The sequence below is a fragment of the Stappia indica genome, assembly GCF_001696535.1.
GTDB classification, from domain to species: Bacteria; Pseudomonadota; Alphaproteobacteria; order Rhizobiales; family Stappiaceae; genus Stappia; species Stappia indica.
This window is the reverse complement of the sequence record NZ_MBQE01000001.1, coordinates 307422-326993: the sequence shown is the minus strand read 5'-3', so window position 1 is coordinate 326993 and position 19572 is coordinate 307422. Positions and strand designations below refer to the sequence as shown.

Sequence of the window (19572 nt, the reverse complement as noted above, 5' to 3'; positions counted from 1 at the left end):
CTACTCCGCCGCAAGTCCGGGACGCGCCAGCAGCGCGCGCGTCGCACCGGCCACATCGTCCTGGCGCATCAGGCTCTCGCCGATCAGGAAGGTGGAGATGCCGCAGCGCCCCATCCGGGCAAGGTCCTGCGGGGTGAAGAGGCCCGATTCGCCGACGACCAGGCGGTCGCCCGGGATCATCCCGGCCAGGTCCTCGCTGGTTTCCAGCCGCGTCTCAAAGGTCTTCAGGTTGCGGTTGTTGATGCCGATCATCGGCGAGGAGAGCCGCAGCGCCCGCTCCAGTTCGTCCGCATCGTGCACCTCGACCAGCACGTCCATGCCGAGGCCGAAGGCGGTCGCCTCCAGATCGGCGGCCAGCGCGTCGTCGACGGCGGCCATGATGATCAGGATGCAGTCGGCGTTCCACGCGCGGGCCTCGAACACCTGATAGGTGTCGTACAGGAAATCCTTGCGCAGGGCCGGCAGCGAGGTGGCGGCGCGGGCCGCGACCAGGAACTCCGGCGCGCCCTGAAAGGACGGCGTGTCGGTCAGTACGGAGAGGCAGGCCGCTCCACCCGCCTCATAGGCGCGGGCCAGCGCCGGCGGGTCGAAGTCGGCGCGGATCAGGCCCTTGGAGGGGCTCGCCTTCTTCACCTCGGCGATCAGGCCGAACTCGCCGGCCTCCTTGCGGGCGCGCAGCGCATTCAGGAAGCCGCGCGGCGCGTCGGCCCCGGCGGCGCGTCGCTCGATCTCGGCCTGCGGCACGGCGGCCTTGGCAGCGGCGATCTCCTGGCGCTTGTAGGCGCCGATCTTTTCCAGAATGTCAGCCATCGCCGCGCACCTCGTTCGACACCTCGACGAGGCGCGACAGACGCGCCAGCGCATTGCCGCTGTCGATGGCGCTCGCGGCCATCGCGACGCCCTCGGCAAGGGTCGGTGCGCGGCCGGCGACCACCAGCGTCGCGCCGGCATTCATCAGGACGGTATCGCGATAGGCGGACTTCTCGCCCTCCAGCACGGCCTTGAGCGCGACGGCGTTTTCCGGCGCCTCGCCGCCCTTCAGGTCGGCGGGGGCGTGGATCGCGAGGCCGACATCCTGCGGCGAGATCTCGAACAGGCGGATCTCGCCGTTTTCCAGCGCGGCGACGCGGGTCGGGCCGGTCGTGGTGATCTCGTCGAGACCGTCGGAGCCGTGTACCACCCAGGCCGATTCGGAGCCGAGGGCGGCCAGCACGTGGGCGATCGGCTCCACCCATTGCGGGGCGAAGACGCCGACCATCTGGCGCTTGACGCCGGCCGGGTTGGACAGCGGGCCCAGCAGGTTAAAGATCGTGCGGGTGCCGAGCTCGGTGCGGGCCGGGCCGACATGCTTCATCGCCGAATGATGGTTCGGCGCGAACATGAAGCCGAGGCCCGCCTCGCGGATGCAGCGGGAAATATGGGCCGGGCTGATGTCGATGTCGACGCCGAGCGCGGCCAGCACGTCGGCTGCGCCCGACTTCGACGACAGCGAGCGGTTGCCGTGCTTGGCGACATGGACACCGCAGCCGGCGACCACGAAGGCCGAGCAGGTGGAGATGTTGTAGCTGCCCGAGGCATCGCCGCCGGTGCCCACCACGTCGACCGCATCGGCGGGGGCGGAGACCGGAACCATCTTGGAGCGCATGGTCGCGACGGCGCCGGCGATCTCGTCGACGGTCTCGCCGCGCACCCGCAGCGCCATCAGGAAGCCGCCGATCTGCGCCGGGGTCGCTGCGCCCGACATGATGATGTCGAAGGCGGACTGCGCCTCGGCGCGCGACAGGGCGTGTCCGTCGGCCGCCTTGGCGATCAGGGTCTTGAGGTTGCTCAAATCGACGTCCTCCGGAAAGGGACCCGGGGCGGCATCAGCTGCCGCCCTGGCCGAGCACCCGGTTGATGTTGGCCTGGTTGACGCTGACGCCGAGCCGCGCCTCGCGTTCGCCGACATACTGGCCGATGACCGAGTTCTGCAGCGCGTCGGCCAGCCGCTGGTCGAGCGCGGCGATCTCGCCGGCCTCGCGGAAGAAGGCCGGGGCAGTGGCGCCGGTCACGCGGAAGACGAGACGGCGGTCGCCTTCGCGGGCGGCGGTGCCGAGCGTGCCGACGGGGCCGGAGAACACGGCCGGAATGGCGGAGGCGGGCAGGGGGCCGTTGGCGCCGTTGCGCTTGATGCCGCTGGCCGAGGCGACCGTCAGGCTGCGCTCGGTGGCGACATCCTGCAGCGACTTGCCGCCGCGGACCTCTTCGACGATGGACGCGGCCAGATCGTCGAGACGGGCCTTGCGCTGCTCGGCGGTCCAGGCGTCGACCACCTGCTGGCGCACTTCGTCCAGCGTGCGGTCGCGGGCCGGCACGACTTCGCGCACCTCGAACCAGAGGAACCCGTCGCGGCCGAGCTGCAGCATGTCGGCCTCGATGCCGACATCGCTCTCGAACACGTCGGAGATCAGGTCGTTCACCTCCGGCAGCGCGACGGCGTTGCCTGCTTCGTCCTTGCCGGCGCTGTCGAAGGCGGCCGGCGTGTCGAGGGTCAGGGAGAATCGCTCGGCGACCTCCTGCAGCGTCGCACCGCCGGCGCGCGCGTCCTCGATCTCGTCATGCAAGTCCAGCACCTCGCGCTGCGCCTGGCGCAGGGCGATTTCCTTGCGCAGCTCCGGCGCGACCTCTTCCAGCGGCGACTGGTGCGCCGGAGTGATGTCGGCGATCTTGAGCAGCACGGACGTCAGGCGACCCTCGACGATGTCGGAGGTCTGGCCCTCGGCGAGCGAGAACGCCGCCTCGGCGATGGCCGGGTCGAGCAGATCGGTGCGGGCCATGTTGCCCAGCTCGACCTGCGCTTCCGTCAGGCCGCGCTCGGCGAGGATGTCGTCGAAGGTCTTGCCTTCGGAAAGGGCTGTGCGGGCCGCCTCGACCGCGGCAGCATCGCCCAGCGGGATCTGCAGGATGCGGCGGCGCTCCGGCTCGCCGAAACGGTCGCCCGAGGCCTGGTATTCCTGGCGCACGTCGTCTTCGCTGACCTCGTCCGGGCGCGCCAGGCGCTCGGGCGTCAGCGACAGCAGCGCGACCTTGCGGTACTCGGGCGCACGGAACGTGTCCTGGTTGGCCTCGAAATAGGTGGTGAGCTCGCTGTCCGTCGGGGCGGGAATCTCGCCGGCCTGATCGGCGCCGAATTCCACGTAGTCGACGCTGCGCTCCTCATTGGCGTGCTGGTTGAAGGCTTCCAGCATCGCCGCCGGGGTCGCAAGGCCGCCGCTGATCGCGTCGGCGATCTGCCGGCGCTCCTCGAGCAGGCGCCGCTCGGCGACGAAGGCATCTTCGGTCAGGCCGTTGGCCATCAGCACGCGGGCGAGCAGGGCGCGGTCGAAGCCGCCGCCCGGCGCCTGGAAGGCCGGAGCCTCCTGAATCAGACGGACCAGTTCCTGGTCGGAAACGCCGAGATTGTACTGGTCGGCGGTCTCGTTCAGCGCAGCTTCCGCGATCAGGCGACCGAGCACCTGCGCGGGAATGCCGAGCGACGCGCCCTCGACGGTGGACAGCGGCCGGCCGATGTTGCGGCCGATCGTGTCGAGCTCGCGCCGATAGGCATTGTCGAACTCGACGATCGAGATCTTGCGGTCGCCCACCGTCGCGACCTGGTCGCCCCCGACATTGAGAAGATCGCCCGAAATGCCCCAGATCGCGAAGCTGATCACGAGAAGACCGATCAGGAGTTTGGAAATCCATGACTTTGCGCCGCTGCGCAGAGTGTCGAGCATTGCAGGTTCCGTCGTTTCTGGGGCGTTACCGGGGCAACAGGATACGGCCCGGACCTTGGGTAAGATCCGAGCGAGAGCGGCCGGATCATAGAGACGCGGGCCCGGCGGAGCAAGGCACTGGCAAAGGGTTGGGCGGCAGCTTGCGCCGTATCGTCTTGAACGGGGCGCAAATTCTGGTAGCACCGGCGCTGAACCTGCCTTTCGCGCAGACGCCAACCGCCGACCGAATGCCAGCCGAGGATGCCGACATGACCGAGAAGAACACGCCGCTGATCGCCGGAAACTGGAAGATGAACGGGCTGGCGACCGCACTCGGCGAGCTGCGCTCGATGGCGGAGGCGGCGGCCGGTGGTCTGGCCGCTTCGGTCGATCTGGCGATCTGCCCGCCTGCGACGCTCGTCGCGGCGGCGGCGGCTGCCGCCGGCGACAGCGGCCTCAGCATCGGCGGACAGGACTGCCACACCGCCGCGAGCGGCGCCCATACCGGCGACATTTCGGCCGAGATGCTGGCCGATTCCGGGGCGCGCTGGGTCATCGTCGGGCATTCCGAGCGCCGGGCCGACCACGGCGAGAGCGACGCGCTGGTCCGGGCCAAGGCGGAAGCGGCCTGGCGCGCGGGCCTCATCGCCATCGTCTGCGTCGGAGAGACGGAAGCCGAGCGCAAGGCCGGCAAGGCCCTCGAGGTCGTCGGCGCACAGCTTGCCGGCTCGGTGCCGGACGGGGCGGACGGCGCGCGGCTGGTCGTCGCCTACGAGCCGGTCTGGGCCATCGGCACGGGCCTGACGCCGACGGTGGATGACGTTGCCGAGATGCATTCCTATATGCGCAAGGAACTGCAGGGACGGTTCGGGCCTTCGGCCGCATCGATCCGGCTGCTCTATGGCGGCTCGGTGAAGCCGGGCAATGCCGGCGAGCTGCTGTCGGTGGACAATGTCGACGGCGCGCTGGTCGGCGGCGCCAGCCTGAAGGCCTCGGATTTCCTTGCGATCGCAAAGGCCGCCGGTTGATGTGCCGGCTCAGTTTCCGTCATGCGGCCAGCAGCTGGCAGCCATGAGCGGGAGCAGGGCCGATCAAGGGTGGAAACCGTGACGGCATTGGTGTAGAACCCGCTGCAATCCGAACACGAAAGACTGGTTGTCGATGGAAACCGTTGTCATCGTTATTCATCTGATGGTCGTGCTGGCGCTCGTCCTGGTGGTACTCCTGCAGCGCTCCGAGGGCGGTGCCCTCGGCATCGGCGGCGGCGGAGGCGGGATGATGTCCAGCCGCGGCAGCGGCAATGTGCTGACCCGCGCCACCGGCATCCTGGCTGCGGTCTTCTTCGCGACCTCGCTGGGTCTTGCGCTTCTGGCCAAGAACAGCGATCGCCCGGCCTCGATCCTTGATACCGTGCCGGGCACGCAGACCGCGCCGGCAGGCGAGGGAACGTCGGGCTCCGGCAACGGCATTCTCGACCAGCTGCGTCCGCCCGAGACGCCCGCCGGACCGCAGGTTCCGGCGGCGCAGTAAGCCCAGGGCGGCAGGCGTCTTCATCCAATGCCCCGCGATACCCGTCGCGGGGCATTTTCTTGTGTGTTAACTCCGTGTCGGGCGTTCGAATCAGCGCCCGCAGCGATATGGTATTTGTCCATGGCGCGATACATCTTCATCACCGGCGGCGTGGTTTCTTCCCTTGGCAAGGGACTCGCCTCCGCGGCTCTTGGAGCCCTCCTGCAGGCGCGTGGATACCGGGTGCGGCTTCGCAAGCTCGACCCCTATCTCAACGTCGACCCGGGGACCATGAGCCCCTACCAGCACGGCGAGTGCTTCGTCACCGACGACGGTGCCGAAACCGACCTCGACCTTGGCCACTACGAGCGGTTCACCGGTCGTCCGGCCAACAAGATGGACAACATCACCACCGGCCGGATCTATCAGGACATCATCGCCAAGGAGCGCCGCGGCGACTATCTCGGCGGCACGGTCCAGGTGATTCCGCACGTCACCGACGCGATCAAGGCCTTCGTGCTGGACGGCAACGACGACTACGATTTCGTGCTGTGCGAGATCGGCGGCACCGTCGGCGACATCGAGGGGCTGCCGTTCTTCGAGGCGATCCGCCAGCTCGGCAACGAGCTGCCGCGCGGGCATGCGGTCTATATTCACCTGACCCTGATGCCGTTCATCGCAACGGCCGGCGAGCTGAAGACCAAGCCGACCCAGCACTCGGTCAAGGAGCTGCGCTCCATCGGCATCCAGCCGGATATCCTGATGGTCCGCTGCGACCGCAAGATTCCGGACAGCGAGCGGCGCAAGCTGTCGCTGTTCTGCAATGTGCGCGAAGGCGCCGTCATTCCGGCCTACGACGTCAAGTCGATCTACGACGTGCCGATCGCCTATCACAAGGAAGGCCTGGACGACGAGGTGCTGGCGGCGTTCGGCATCACCGGCGCGCCGGCGCTCGACCTGTCCCGCTGGACCGGCATTTCCGAGACGCTCGCCAATCCGGAAGGCGAGGTCACCATCGCCATCATCGGCAAGTACACGGTCCTCAAGGACGCCTACAAGTCGCTGATCGAGGCGCTGGTGCATGGCGGCATCGCCAACAACGTGCGCGTCAACATCGAGTGGATCGAGTCGGAGATCTTCGAGAAGGAAGACCCGACCCCGTGGCTGGAAAGCGTGCACGGCATTCTGGTGCCGGGCGGCTTCGGCGAGCGCGGTGCGGAAGGCAAGATCGCAGCGGCCCGCTTCGCTCGGCTGCACAAGGTGCCGTATTTCGGCATCTGCTTCGGCATGCAGATGGCGGTCATCGAGGCCGCACGCAATCTCGCGGGCATCGCGGACGCCAATTCGACCGAGTTCGGCGAAGCGGCCGAGCCCGTGGTCGGCCTGATGACCGAATGGTCGAAGGGCAACCAGATCGAGGTCCGGCGTGCGGACGGCGAGCTGGGCGGCACCATGCGTCTCGGCGCCTATCCGGCGCGGCTGCAGAAGGGCTCGCGCATCTCCGACATCTACGGTTCGGAGATGATTTCCGAGCGCCACCGCCACCGCTACGAGGTGAACATCTCCTACCGCGAGCGGCTGGAGCAGGCGGGCCTGCGCTTTGCCGGCACCTCGCCGGACGGCCTTCTGCCGGAGACGGTGGAGATCGACGACCACCCCTGGTTCATCGGCGTGCAGTACCATCCGGAACTGAAGTCGCGCCCGTTCGAGCCGCATCCGCTCTTCGCGTCCTTCGTGGCCGCGGCAATCGAGCAGAGCCGCCTGGTCTGATCGGGACCGGACCGGCCGTCCCGCACGGGACGGGCCGGACGCATTGGGGCAGGGGAGAGAACTATGACCGCACGCGGTTTCGATCACTTGGTCTGGGCGGTGCGCGATCTCGCTGCCGCCGCCCGTTTCATGGAGCAGGCGGGTTTTCGCGTCACGCCGCGCGCCCGTCATCCCTGGGGGACGGAAAACCATCTGGTCCAGCTCGACGGGTTCTTCATCGAGATCCTCGGGATCGGCGACGAGACGCTGATCCCGGAAGCGTCGGGCAACAGCTTCTCCTTCGGCGCCTTCAACCGCGATTACGTGAAATCGCGCGAGGGCGTCTCGATGCTGGTGATGGAAAGCCGGGATCCGGCCGCGGACCGGGCCGATTTCGAGCAGGCCGGCCTTCACGTCTATGAGTCGTTCTCCTTCGGCCGCGAGGCGAAGCTGCCCGACGGCGGCATTCGCAAGGTCGGCTTCGACCTGACCTTCGTGCGCAACGACAGCGATCCCGCGCACGGCTTCTTCACCTGCCTCAACCGCTATCCGGAGAACTTCTGGTCGGCCGAGTACCAGGTCCACCCCAACGGCACGACCGCGCTCGAATCGGTGGTGATCGTCTGCGACGAACCGGCCGAGCAGCACATCTTCTACGCGGCCCTGACCGGGCAGCGGGAAATGCGGGCGACCAGCCTCGGGATCACCATCGAGACGCCGCGCGGCCGGCTGCACCTGATGCCCCCGGCGGCCTTTGCCTCGCTCTACGGCATCGAGGCGCCGCAGATCGCTCCGGGCGGTTCGGTGGTCGCCGCGCTCGGCCTGCGGACCCGCGACCGCGCCCATGTCGCGCAGATGCTGCGCGAGGCCTCGCTGGAGGCTGTCGAGGCCCCCGAAGGACTGGTTCTCCCGACCGGGGACCACTTCGGATTGGCGCTTGTCTTTGATTGAATTGCCTGCGTAACCTTTCCGAACTTGCAAAAAATCCGGCTGTGCTGGGGAGGTGTCATCGCCTCTTCTCGTTGGTCGGTTAGACGGGTGCCCTGTTTCCAGGACCCGGGGGGAGGTTACAATCATGGCCCAACTGCGTTCGTTCCTGCGCGTGAGCCTCGTTCCTGGTCTTGCCGTCGCGCTGGCCGCCTGCAATCCGTCGCAGGAGAGCTCGACCCAGGAAGCCCCGCCGCCCTCCGTCACCGTCGCCGCAGCCGTTTCCAAGGACGTGCGCCAGTCCGCGCGATTCGTCGGGCGCGTGCAGGCAGTCGACGACGTGAACCTGATCGCCCGCGTCTCCGGCTTCCTCAGCTCGAAGAATGTGGACGACGGCGCCACCGTTCAGGACGGCCAGTTGCTCTTCACCATCGAGCGCGCGCCCTACGAGGCGGCCCTTGCCTCCGCCAAGGCGGATGCGGCCCGCGCGGCCGCCGATGCGGCGCTGAAGGCCTCTGACCTGGAGCGCGACAAGGACCTGCTCGACAAGGGCCATGTCTCGCAGGCCAAGTATCAGGCGACGCTGGCTGCCAAGGAGCAGGCCGATGCGTCGGTCGCGGCGGCCAATGCCGCGATCACCCAGGCCGAGCTCAATCTCGGCTACACCGACATCACCGCGCCCTTCGCCGGCCAGATCGGCAAGACCAATTTCAGCGTCGGCGACGTGGTCGGCCCTTCGACCGGCGCCATCGCGCGGCTGGTTCGCACCGATCCGATGTATGTGAATTTCGCGATCAGCGAGAAGGACTACCTCGATGCAGTGCGCGGCGCCAATCCGGCCGATGCGGTCGGCGACAAGCGCCAGCTGCCGGGCATCCATGTGATTCTGCCGAACGGCCAGCGCTATGAGCAGGATGGCGAGATCGTCTTCATCGACAATGTGGTCGACCCGAAGACCGGGACCATCGCCGTGCGCGGTCGCTTCCGCAATCCGAACCGCCTGCTGGTCGCCGGCACCTTCGTCGAGGCGGTGATCGAGGCGCCGGTGTCGATGAAGGAAATCGTCATTCCGCAGTCGGCGGTCCAGCGCGACCAGCGCGGGCCCTTCGTCCTGGTGGTCGGCAGCAACGAGACGGTCGAGCAGCGCTATGTCGAGCTCGGCCCGCAGGTCGACACGGACTTCACCGTCAAGAAAGGCCTGCAGGAAGGTGAGCGGGTGATCACGCTCGGCCTGCAAAAGGTCCGGCCGGGCGTCCCGGTCAACGCCGCGCTCGCCGCCGGCTCGGCGGAGTAACGCCGATGTTCTCGCGGATCTTCATCAACCGGCCGAAATTCGCGCTGGTCATCTCGATCGTCATCACCATCGCCGGCGCGCTCGGCTACATGTCGCTGCCGGTCGAGCAGTTCCCCAACATCACGCCGCCGGTGGTCAACGTCTCGGCCAGCTATACCGGCGCCAGCGCGCAGGTGCTGGAAGAGACCGTCGCCGCGCCCATCGAGGCCGAGGTGAACGGCGTCGACAACATGCTCTACATGTCGTCGAACAGCTCCGACAACGGCAGCTATTCGCTGAACATCGTCTTCGATGTCGGCACCGACCCGGATATCGCGGCGGTGAACGTGCAGAACCGCGTGTCGCAGGCGACGAGCGTGCTGCCGGCCGACGTGACGCGCAGCGGCGTCACCGTACAGAAGGCCAGCACCAACATGTTGCTGGTGGTGACGCTGTTCTCGCCCAATCGCACCTATGACGAGCTGTTCCTCGCCAACTACGCCTCGATCAATCTCAAGGATTCGCTGGCGCGCGTGAAGGGCGTCGGCAAGGCCGACGTGCTCACCGACTTCGCCTACGGCATGCGGATTTGGCTCGATCCGAACCGGCTGGCGGCCCTGTCGATGACGCCGTCCGATTTCATCGCGGCGATCCAGGACCAGAACCTGCAGGTCGCGGCGGGCCAGATCGGCGCGCCGCCCGCGCCGGAGGGGCAGCAGTTCCAGTACACCGTGCGGGCACAGGGGCGCCTGTCGACGGTCGAGGAGTTCCGCGACATCGTGCTGCGGACCGGCGAAGACGGGGCGCTCGTGCGCGTCGGCGACGTCGCGCGGGTCGAGCTCGGATCGCAGTTCTATGCGGCGAGCGGGCGCTACGACGGCCAGCCGGCCACCGTCCTTGCCGTCTATCAGGCGCCGGGTGCCAATGCGCTGGCCGTTGCCGAAGGCGTCCGGGCGCGGCTCGAGGAGCTGTCCAAGGCCTTCCCGGAAGATATCGCCTACGACATTCCCTTCGACACGACCGAGTTCGTTCAGCGCTCGCTCGACGACGTGGTCATGACCTTGATGATGACCTTCGGGCTGGTCGTTGCGGTCGTCTTCGTGTTCCTGGGCAACTGGCGGGCGACGATCATCCCGACCGTCGCGATCCCCGTCTCGCTGATCGGCACCTTCGCGGTGCTGCTGCTCGCGGGCATGTCGCTCAACACGATCAGCCTTTTCGCCTTGGTGCTGGCCATCGGCATCGTCGTCGACGATGCCATCATCGTCGTGGAGAACGTCGAGCGCATCATTGCCGAGGAGGGGCTGTCCGCCAAGGAAGCGACCGAGAAGGCGATGACGCAGATCACCACGCCGGTGATCGCGACCACGCTGGTCCTGCTTGCCGTGTTCGTGCCGACGATCTTCATGCCGGGCATCACCGGACGGCTCTATTCGCAGTTCGCCGTGACCATCTCGGTCTCGGTGGTGATTTCCTCGATCAACGCGCTGACCCTGTCGCCGGCCCTGTGCGGCCTGGTGCTGAAGGCGCGCTCCGGCCCGCCGCGCGGGTTGCTGGCGGTGTTCGAAAAGGGGATCGGCGGCGCCCGCAACGGCTATGTCGGCGTGGTGTCGCGTCTTCTGCCGCGGTCGTTCCTGGGGCTTGTCGGCATTGCCGGCGCCGTTGCGCTGATCGTGGTGATGAGCGGACGCCTGCCGCAGGGCTTCCTGCCGCTGGAGGACCAGGGCTACCTGATGGTCGACGTGCAGCTGCCCGATGGAGCTGCGCTGCCGCGCACGACCGAGATCACCGACCGGATGGAGGAGATGCTGGAAGGCGTCGACGGCATCCAGCACGTCATCATGGTCAATGGCTTCTCCATCCTGAACTCGGGCCTTTCGCCGAACTCGGGCATGGTCATCGTCAAGCTGAAGCCCTGGGGCGAGCGCGAGACGCCGGAGCTGAGCGCCAACGGGATCCTCGCGAAACTCTGGGCGACGTTCTCGACCATCCCGGGCGCCAACATCATCGCCTTCAACGCGCCCCCGATTCCCGGTCTCGGCACCACCGCCGGCGTCGAGATGAAGGTCCAGCAGACCGGCGGCGGCACGCCGCAGGACCTGGCCTCGGCGGTCGGCTCGCTCGTCTACACCGCCAACCAGCAACCCTCCATTGCCCAGGCGTACTCGACCTTCCGGGCGAACGTGCCGCAGCTTTTCGTCAATCTCGACCGCGAGCGGGCAAAGCTGCTCGGCATCCGGATCTCGGACGTCTTTCAGACGTTGCAGGCCTATTTGGGTGGCTATTACGTCAACGATTTCAATCTGTTCGGGCGTGTTTATCGCGTGATGATTCAGGCCGAAGGCGCCATGCGCGACCGGGCGGACGACATCACCCAGTTGCATGTGCGCAACGAGGCCGGCGACATGGTGCCGCTGCGCTCCATCGTCAGCGTCGAGAACGTGCTCGGGCCGCAGATCCTCAACCGCTACAACATGTTCCGCGCCGCGTCGGTCAATGCCGAGCCGAAGGCCGGGATGTCCACCGGCGATACCATCAGGGAAATGGAGCGGGGGGCGGCCGAGGCGCTGCCGTCCGGCTACACCTATGAATGGACCGGCTCGGCGCAGCAGCAGCAGGGTGCGGGCGCGGTGGTCGTCATCGTGCTGATGCTCTCGATTCTCTTCGCCTATCTCTTCCTGGTCGCCCAGTACGAGAGCTGGTCGATGCCGCTGGCGATCCTGATGTCGGTGACGGTGGCGCTGCTCGGTGCCTTCGTCGCGGTGGCGGCGACGGGCAGCGACGTGAACCTCTACACCCAGATCGGCATGATCATGCTCGTCGGTCTCGGTGCGAAGAACGCCATCCTGATCGTCGAATTCGCGATGGAGGAGCGCGAGAAGGGCAAGTCGATCATCGCCGCGGCGCGCGAGGCGGCGCATCTGCGCTTCCGTGCGGTCATGATGACGGCGCTGGCCTTCCTGCTCGGCGTCGTGCCGCTGGTCACGGCGAGCGGGGCCGGCGCGGCCAGCCAGAAGGCCATCGGTTTTGCCGTGTTCGGCGGCATGCTGTTCGCCACCACGCTCGGCGTCGTGCTGATTCCGGTGCTCTATGTGGTCATGCAGATCCTGCGCGAGCGCATCAAGGGGATCTATGTCGGCGCCGACGTTGCACGGGACGAGGCGAGGCCCGCGTAAGCAGGCAAGGCGAGGGCGGTTATCCACCCTTGCCAATTCGCCTCTTGTCACGCTGGGCGCACATTGTTACAGGAACGCGCGTGTGAGCCTGTAGCTCAGTTGGTAGAGCAACTGACTTTTAATCAGTAGGTCCAGGGTTCGAGCCCCTGCGGGCTCACCATGATCTCCCCGGTATCGACGGTTCGAAAAGATATCGGGTGAGCAAGGTGAGCGGCTGCAAATCCTGTGCGCCGCCATCATGCACCTCTCTTCTTTGCGAGTTTCCTGCGTCTGCCGACGACTATGGCGTTTGTCGGGGGGAAACGCGTCCCATTCGCCTTGTTGAGCGCTTGCTCATCAGGCCGGTTGGAAAACCCATTCTTCATGATGTAGAGTTACGTTCGGGAATGGCGGGAGCGATCCTCGGCCTGCCGGCTCTGTCCGGACCGGACTTGAGGATCGTCTATCGACCATCCGGCCGATGGTGTGTACAACTGTCGGCAGAGGCGAGTGACCACTACAACGACTGGACGGACGCACGAGACGATGTCTGACACCTCCGGCGGCAACAGCACGGCAGAGTATGAGTTCCTGAGGGGGCACATCGCTGCGACCATGGCTCTCATCCATGGGCTGATCGCACAAGGTGCGCTCGACCGTCAGGCACTCGACGATTATTTCACCGACTATCTCAGCCGCCTGCCGCACACGCGAGAAACGCTGGCCTTGCGACTGGTCATAGATCAGTGGCGTCAGGGCCTGCGCGAGGGGCAGGACGAGGCGCAGCTGCGGCGCAATTTCCTCGAAGTCATCCATGGCGGCAAGAGCGGCGACTGAAGCTCTGCTGCACTAGAGCATCGATGTCCCGCGTAGCGGCACGCCGATCGTCTCCCCGATAGTGCAAGATTGTCCTGCAATCTTCCCAAGACCCTCCCGTCAATTTTTCCAGAACCTCTACAGGGGGTTGGAAGACCGTACGTTTTCGGTCTAACCTGACGCTCCGCATTTGCGCGGGAAGGCTGTGGCAGTTCTGTCCAGCCCACGCACGGAAGCGAGGAGGGGGAGGCAATCGTTCGCGCGAAGGCAGCTTTCGAGACTGCCGGCAAGCAGTGCGATCCCGAAGCGGGTCGGGCCTTGCACGTGAATGACAGCCCCGCGTTCGGGGCTTGCGATCTTCCTGAAGCGCCTTCAACCGGGCGGCCCGTCACGACGGGCTTCCCATGCGTGTTGCACGAAACCGCTGCCTATCACGGGAGGCACTGCATGAAACTCTTCAAGTCGTTGACCCTCGGGACGATGCTCGCCGGCGCCATGGCGCTGTCCGGCACTGCCCAGGCCGAGACCTTCATCACCATCGGCACCGGCGGCCAGACCGGCGTCTACTACCAGGTCGGCGGCGCCATCTGCCGCCTCGTCAACCGCGGCTCCGCCGAGCACGACATCAAGTGCACGCACACGACCGGCGGCTCGGTGTCCAACATCAACGGCATCCGCGCCGGCGATCTCGACATGGGCGTCGCCCAGTCGGACTGGCAGTACCATGCCTATAACGGTACGGCCCCGGACACGTTCCCGGATGGCAAGTTCGAGGAGCTGCGGGCAGTCTTCTCGGTGCACCCGGAGCCGTTCACCGTGGTGGCGCGCACCGATTCCGGCGTCAAGACCTTCGACGACCTGAAGGGCAAGCGCGTCAACATGGGCGATCCGGGCTCGGGCGCCCGCGCCACCTTCGAGGTGGTGATGGACAAGATGGGCTGGAGCGCCTCTGACTTCTCGCTCGCTGCCGAGCTGAAGTCGGCCGAACAGTCGGCCGCGCTGTGCGACAACAAGATCGACGCCATCGTCTTCACCGTCGGCCACCCGGCGGGCACGATCAAGGAGGCCACCACCTCCTGCGAGTCGCGCCTGATCAACGTCGACAACGACGTCATCCGCAAGCTGGTCGACGACAACCCGTTCTACTCCATGGCGACCATCCCGGCCGGCATGTATGCGGGCACGGACGAGGACACCACGACCTTCGGCGTTGGCGCGACCTTCGTCTCGTCGACCAAGACCTCTCCGGACGTCATCTACGAGGTCACCAAGGCCGTGTTCGAGAACTTCGGCCGGTTCAAGCAGATGCATCCCGCCTTCGAGAACCTGAAGGAAGAGGACATGATCAAGAACAACCTCTCGGCGCCGCTGCATGAAGGCGCCGTGCGGTACTACAAGGAGCGCGGCTGGATGTAATCCGGCGCGCAGGCCGGCGCGAAACCCTCGCGCCGGCCTCTTTTGTTTCAGATCGCGGTCAGGCTGTCCGGCGGACACGACATGGCTTGGGTTGAACCTGTGGGGGGCGCATGAGCGAAGGCACGAACAAGGGACAGCTGAGCGCGTCCGAGCTTGAGGACCTGGTCGCCTCGACCGATACCGGCGGACGCAACCCGACCAACCGCCATGTGGCCATGCTGATCGCCGGCGTCGCGCTGGCCTGGTCGCTGTTCCAGATCTGGATCGCCTCGCCGCTGCCCTACAGCCTCGGCATCGGCGTGTTTTCGAGCCGCGAGGCGCGGCCGATCCATCTCGCCTTCGCGCTTTTCCTCGCCTACCTCGTGTTTCCCGCGTTCCGCAATTCTCCGCGGCGCTCCGTGCCCATCGCCGACTGGGCGCTGGCCATCGGCGCGACTGCCTGCGCGCTGTATCTCTTCGTCTTCGACACCGCGTTGATCAAGAGCCTGATGGGCACGCGGCTCGCCGACCGGCCGAACAACCCGAACGGCACCGACGTCGTCGTCGCCGTGCTCGGCATCCTGTTCCTGCTGGAGGCGACGCGCCGCGCCCTCGGGCCGCCCTTGATGATCGTTGCGATCATCTTCCTCGGCTACACGTTCCTCGGCCCCTATGCGCCCGGTCTGCTTGCCTGGAAGGGCGCCAGCTTCAACGCCGTCGCCTTCCATCAGTGGTTGTCGACGGAAGGCGTCTTCGGCATCGCGCTCGGCGTTTCGACCGATCTCGTCTTCCTGTTCGTGCTGTTCGGCGCCTTGCTCGACAAGGCGGGGGCCGGCAACTACTTCATCAAGGTCGCCTTCTCGCTGATGGGCCATTTCAGCGGCGGGCCAGCCAAGGCTGCCGTCGTCGCCTCCGGCATGACCGGTCTCATCTCCGGCTCGTCCATCGCCAATGTGGTGACCACCGGCACCTTCACGATCCCGATGATGCGCCGTGTCGGCTTCTCGCCGGAAAAAGCCGGCGCCGTCGAGGTGGCCTCGTCGGTCAACGGCCAGATCATGCCGCCGGTGATGGGCGCCGCCGCCTTTCTGATGGTGGAATATATCGGCATCTCGTATTTCGAGGTGGTCAAGCACGCCTTCATCCCGGCGATCATCTCCTACATCGCGCTCGTCTACATCGTGCACCTGGAAGCGATGCGGAAGGGCATGGAGGGCCTGCCGCGGGCGAGCGAGCCCAAGCCGCTGAAATGGGCGCTGATCTCCTTCGGCGTGACGATCTCGGTGATGCTGGCGATCGCGGGAGGCATCTACTACCTGTTCGCGGCCTTCGAGGCGCTCGGCAGCTCGCAGAACCGCCTGTTCGCGGTCCTGATCGTGCTCGGCCTCATCGCCTGCGTGATGGCGCTGCTGCGCTCGCGGGCGGGCGAGGACACGCGCATGCGCGTGCTGTCGACCGGCGCGCTGGTCATCGGCGTCTCGGCCATCGCCTCCTTCGGCCTGTTCTTCTTCATGGACGTGCTCACTCGCGTCACCGGCAATTGGACGCAATGGGCGGTCGCGGTGCTTCTGCTGGCCGTCTATGTCGGGCTGGTGCGGTACTGCTCGCAGTTTCCGGATCTGGAGATGGACGATCCGAACGTGCCGGTGGTGCGGCTGCCGGAACCGGGGCCGACGGTCAAGTCGGGCCTGCACTTCCTGCTGCCGGTCTTCGTGCTGATCTGGTGCCTGATGGTGGAGCGGCTGTCGCCGTCGCTGTCGGCCTTCTGGGCGGCGATGCTGATGATCTTCATCCTGCTGACCCAGCGCCCGCTCTTCGCCTATTTCCGCAATGAGCCGACGGAAGGCACGGTGGCGCGCGGCTGGTCGGAGCTGATCGACGGCATGATTGCCGGTGCCCGCAACATGATCGGCATCGGCATCGCGACGGCAGCGGCGGGCATCATCGTCGGTGCGGTGTCGCAGACGGGCGTCGGCGCGGTGCTGGCGGCGCTGGTGGAATTCCTCAGCCAGGGCCAGATCCTGCTGATCCTGATCTTCACCGCCATCCTCAGCCTGATCCTGGGCATGGGCCTGCCGACGACGGCCAACTACATTGTCGTCTCGTCGCTGCTGGCGCCGGTGATCGTCGCGCTCGGGCAGCAGAACGGACTGATCGTGCCGCTCGTGGCGGTGCATCTGTTCGTGTTCTACTTCGGCATCATGGCGGACGTGACGCCGCCGGTGGGGCTTGCCTCATTTGCGGCGGCGGCGGTCTCGGGCGGCGATCCGATCCGCACCGGTTTCGTGGCGTTCTTCTATTCGCTGCGCACCGCGCTGCTGCCGTTCCTGTTCATCTTCAACACCGACATCCTGCTGATCGACGTGACGCCGCTGGAGGGCGTCGTGGTCTTCATCGTCGCGACGGCGGCCATCCTCGTCTTCACGGCAGGGGCGCAGGGCTACTTCATCGTGCGCTCGCGGCTTTGGGAATCGGCCGCGCTGATCCTGGTGGCGTTCACGCTGTTCCGTCCCGGCTTCTGGATGGATCTTGCCGTCGCGCCCTATGACCAAGTGGATCCGACCAGCCTCGTCGAGACGCTGGAGCGGGCAACGCCGGGCACGGAATTGCGTGCGACGGTGTCGGGCATGAACGACGTGGGCGACCCGATCACGCTGACGATGATGATCCCGGTCGGCAACGAGGCGACGGGCGACGAGCGGCTGGAAGCGTTCGGACTGATGGTGTTCGAGCAGGACGGCAAGCTGATCGTCGACGGAACCGCATATGACTCGCCCGCGCAGCAGGCCGGTTTCGATTTCGATCAGGTCTTCGAGACGCTCGACGTACCGACGGCCCAGCCGCCCCGCGAGCTGTTCTACATTCCGGCGCTGCTGTTGCTGGGGCTGGTCTACATGCTGCAGCGCGGCCGCAAGCGGCAGCTCGTCGAGGAGAAGAAGCGGCTGAAGGCCGACAAGGAGGCGACCGCATGAGCTCGCTGTTCAAGCATATCCTCGCCTGTATCGACCTCGGCGACGTGCCGACCTCGGCCCAGGTGATCGCCGCGGCGATGGAGACCGTGGGGGCGGATGACACGCTGCATGTCTTCACCGCCGTGCCGGATTTCGGCCGCAGCATCGTCGGATCGTTCTTCCCCGGCGACTATGAGAAGACGGCGATCCAGAAGGCGCGCGATGCGTTGCACGGGTTTATCGACACCCATGTGCCGAAGGGCACCCGGGTGCAGGCGGTGATCGGCCACGGCAACATCTACGAGGAGATCCTCGTCGCCGCCGACAAGGTCAAGGCGGACCTCATCGTTATTGGTTCGCATCGGCCGGAGCTGAAGGACTACCTGCTGGGGCCGAACGCGGCCCGGGTGGTCCGGCATGCGCAGGTGTCGGTGCTGGTCGTGCGCGAGCGCTGACGCGCCGGCGACTCCGGAAAACGAACAGGATCGAGAGGCGAGGGCGGTGCGCGCGTGCCGCCCTTTTGTTTTTGCGTCAGGCGCCGTGCGAGCCGCGCTGGCCCAACATCGCCATGATGCTGCCCTCGACCAGCCAGGCGAGGCCGAGCCGGGCACCGACCGCGATGGACACCATCACCAGCGGGGCGGAGACAGCAAGCACCGAGGCGGCAGTGATGCCCTGGCCGATGGTGCAGCCGAAGGCGAGAATGCCCCCGGTACCCATCAGGAAGGCGCCGACCATGTGACGGCGGAGTTCGCGGACATCGTCGCAGGCCTCCCACCGGAACTCGCGCTTGAACAGGGCGCCGGCGACCGCACCGAAGATCACCCCGAAGACGGAGCCGATGCCGAAGGTCAGCGTCGCCCCGCTATAGGTCATGACATAGACCAGCGTGTCGCCCAGCGGACGGACGAAGGTGAAGGATTCGAGTTTCTGCGGCTCGAAGGGATTGTTGCCGAGCAGGCCGGTCGCCAGCCATCCGCCGGTGATTGCAAGGCCAACGGCGATGCCGCTGACGACCAGACGGGTTTCGGCGCGGAAGCTGCCGTCGCGCAGAGCCCAGAGAGCCAGCGCGCCGGCGATCATGAGCCCCAGCGTCGCGCCGGTCTCCAGCCCGAGCGCCGTGTCGAGAATGTCGTTTAGACCCGTGCCCCCGAGCGAGGCGAGCGACAGGGTGAAGGGATCGATCAGGACCTGGCGCAGGACGCCGGTCACGCCGCGCATCGCCATATAGGCGGAGACCGCCATGACGAGGAAGGTCACGACCGAGCGCAGGTCGCCGCCGCCGATGCGCGCGAGCGTCCCGAAGCCGCAGGTGCCGACGAGTGCCATGCCGACGCCGAACATCATTCCGCCGGCAATCGCGCCGAGCCAGGGGAGGGTGGAGGGTAGGTAGATCGAGCGCGCCGGATCGATATGGCCGAGCGCGACCGCAATCTGGGTCAGCGCCAATGCAACGGCGATGGCGAGAGCCCAGCTGCGCAGCCGGCGCAGGTCGCCGCCGAGGAATGCATCCTCGAGCGCGCCCATGGTGCAGAACCGGCCGACACGCGCGGCAAGGCCCAGAGCGGCGCCGCCGGCAAAGCCGCACAGCGCCATCACAACGGATGTCTGCATTTCCATCGGCCGCGCCTCCCCTTCGCGTACGCTGGATTTATCGGGTCTTCTCCGTCGGCGATTCGCCCGACTGCCGCCGGCAGTCCTATCGCGTCACGTCCGGCAGAAGACGGTGTAGACCGCCTCGATGATCTGGCGGGCATCGTCGCTCGCTAGCCGGTAGTAGACGGTCTTGCCCTCGCGCCGGGTGGTCACCAGCTTGTCCATCCGCAGCCGCGCAAGCTGTTGCGAAACGGTCGGCTGGCGCAGCGAGAGCAGGGCCTCCAGTTCCGTGACGGATTTCTCCCCTTCCGCCAGGATGCACAGGATAAGCAAACGGCTCTCGTGAGCAATCGCCTTCAGGAAATCGCTCGCGACTTTCGCCCGGTCGACAATCCGGTCGAGGTCGTCCGAACATTCGAGTTCCTTGATTCCCGGCAGTGCCAAGTGCGTGTCCCTTGTCGTCGGTC

General features: G+C 66.6%; 15 protein-coding genes and 1 tRNA gene. 11 read left to right on the top strand and 5 right to left on the bottom strand.

The annotated features are described in order from the left end of the window. The 3 genes from trpC to BBX35_RS01510 are packed head-to-tail and all read right to left on the bottom strand — an operon-like array spanning position 1 to position 3755. Positions 1 to 810 carry an indole-3-glycerol phosphate synthase TrpC gene (gene trpC, locus BBX35_RS01520; RefSeq protein ID WP_067215227.1) on the bottom strand — a complete coding sequence of 270 codons (810 nt, stop codon included), beginning with the start codon at positions 808 to 810 and terminating at the stop codon, positions 1 to 3. Beyond that, positions 803 to 1831: an anthranilate phosphoribosyltransferase gene (gene trpD, locus BBX35_RS01515; protein WP_067215226.1), complete on the bottom strand. Its 1029-nt coding sequence runs from the start codon at positions 1829 to 1831 to the stop codon at positions 803 to 805. The genes trpC and trpD overlap by 8 nt, the downstream gene beginning before the upstream one ends. Positions 1832 to 1865: 34 nt before the next feature. Beyond that, a complete protein-coding gene (locus BBX35_RS01510) occupies positions 1866 to 3755 on the bottom strand; it encodes a peptidylprolyl isomerase (RefSeq protein ID WP_067215223.1) in 1890 nt (629 codons plus the stop codon). A gap of 248 nt (positions 3756 to 4003) precedes the next feature. On the opposite strand from BBX35_RS01510, the gene tpiA reads away from it, so the two are divergent. From tpiA to BBX35_RS01455, 11 genes are all read left to right on the top strand, one after another. Then, a complete protein-coding gene (tpiA, locus tag BBX35_RS01505; RefSeq protein WP_067215221.1) occupies positions 4004 to 4762 on the top strand; it encodes a triose-phosphate isomerase in 759 nt (252 codons plus the stop codon). 133 nt (positions 4763 to 4895) lie between these two features. After that, the gene (gene secG / locus BBX35_RS01500; RefSeq protein ID WP_067215219.1) at positions 4896 to 5264 is read left to right on the top strand and encodes a preprotein translocase subunit SecG; all 369 of its coding nucleotides are present in this window, start codon (positions 4896 to 4898) and stop codon (positions 5262 to 5264) included. Positions 5265 to 5384: 120 nt separating this feature from the next. After that, positions 5385 to 7013, top strand: a complete 1629-nt coding sequence (locus BBX35_RS01495; protein WP_067215216.1) for a CTP synthase — start codon at positions 5385 to 5387, stop codon at positions 7011 to 7013. A 63-nt stretch (positions 7014 to 7076) separates the two neighbouring features. Next, entirely contained in the window at positions 7077 to 7943 is an 867-nt protein-coding gene (locus BBX35_RS01490; RefSeq protein WP_067215214.1) for a VOC family protein, read from the top strand. Positions 7944 to 8067: 124 nt separating this feature from the next. Then, the gene (locus BBX35_RS01485) at positions 8068 to 9213 is read left to right on the top strand and encodes an efflux RND transporter periplasmic adaptor subunit (protein ID WP_067215211.1); all 1146 of its coding nucleotides are present in this window, start codon (positions 8068 to 8070) and stop codon (positions 9211 to 9213) included. Positions 9214 to 9218: 5 nt separating this feature from the next. Further along, a complete protein-coding gene (locus tag BBX35_RS01480) occupies positions 9219 to 12368 on the top strand; it encodes an efflux RND transporter permease subunit (protein ID WP_067215209.1) in 3150 nt (1049 codons plus the stop codon). 84 nt (positions 12369 to 12452) lie between these two features. Continuing rightward, a tRNA-Lys gene (locus BBX35_RS01475) sits at positions 12453 to 12528 on the top strand. A 365-nt stretch (positions 12529 to 12893) separates the two neighbouring features. Then, positions 12894 to 13184 carry a hypothetical protein gene (locus tag BBX35_RS01470; RefSeq protein WP_067215207.1) on the top strand — a complete coding sequence of 97 codons (291 nt, stop codon included), beginning with the start codon at positions 12894 to 12896 and terminating at the stop codon, positions 13182 to 13184. A 426-nt stretch (positions 13185 to 13610) separates the two neighbouring features. Continuing rightward, a complete protein-coding gene (locus BBX35_RS01465; protein WP_067215204.1) occupies positions 13611 to 14579 on the top strand; it encodes a TAXI family TRAP transporter solute-binding subunit in 969 nt (322 codons plus the stop codon). Positions 14580 to 14689: 110 nt separating this feature from the next. Further along, the gene (locus BBX35_RS01460; RefSeq protein WP_067215202.1) at positions 14690 to 17530 is read left to right on the top strand and encodes a TRAP transporter permease; all 2841 of its coding nucleotides are present in this window, start codon (positions 14690 to 14692) and stop codon (positions 17528 to 17530) included. Continuing rightward, complete coding sequence (locus tag BBX35_RS01455) at positions 17527 to 17964, top strand: universal stress protein (protein ID WP_088941621.1); 438 nt, start codon at positions 17527 to 17529, stop codon at positions 17962 to 17964. Before BBX35_RS01460 ends, BBX35_RS01455 begins: the two co-directional genes overlap by 4 nt. A 76-nt stretch (positions 17965 to 18040) precedes the next feature. Here BBX35_RS01455 and BBX35_RS01450 read toward each other — a convergent pair whose 3' ends face one another. Both BBX35_RS01450 and BBX35_RS01445 read right to left on the bottom strand, forming a co-directional pair. Next, complete coding sequence (locus BBX35_RS01450; RefSeq protein ID WP_067215200.1) at positions 18041 to 19129, bottom strand: YeeE/YedE family protein; 1089 nt, start codon at positions 19127 to 19129, stop codon at positions 18041 to 18043. An 87-nt stretch (positions 19130 to 19216) separates the two neighbouring features. After that, positions 19217 to 19549: an ArsR/SmtB family transcription factor gene (locus BBX35_RS01445; RefSeq protein WP_067215198.1), complete on the bottom strand. Its 333-nt coding sequence runs from the start codon at positions 19547 to 19549 to the stop codon at positions 19217 to 19219. Positions 19550 to 19572 lie beyond the last annotated feature (23 nt).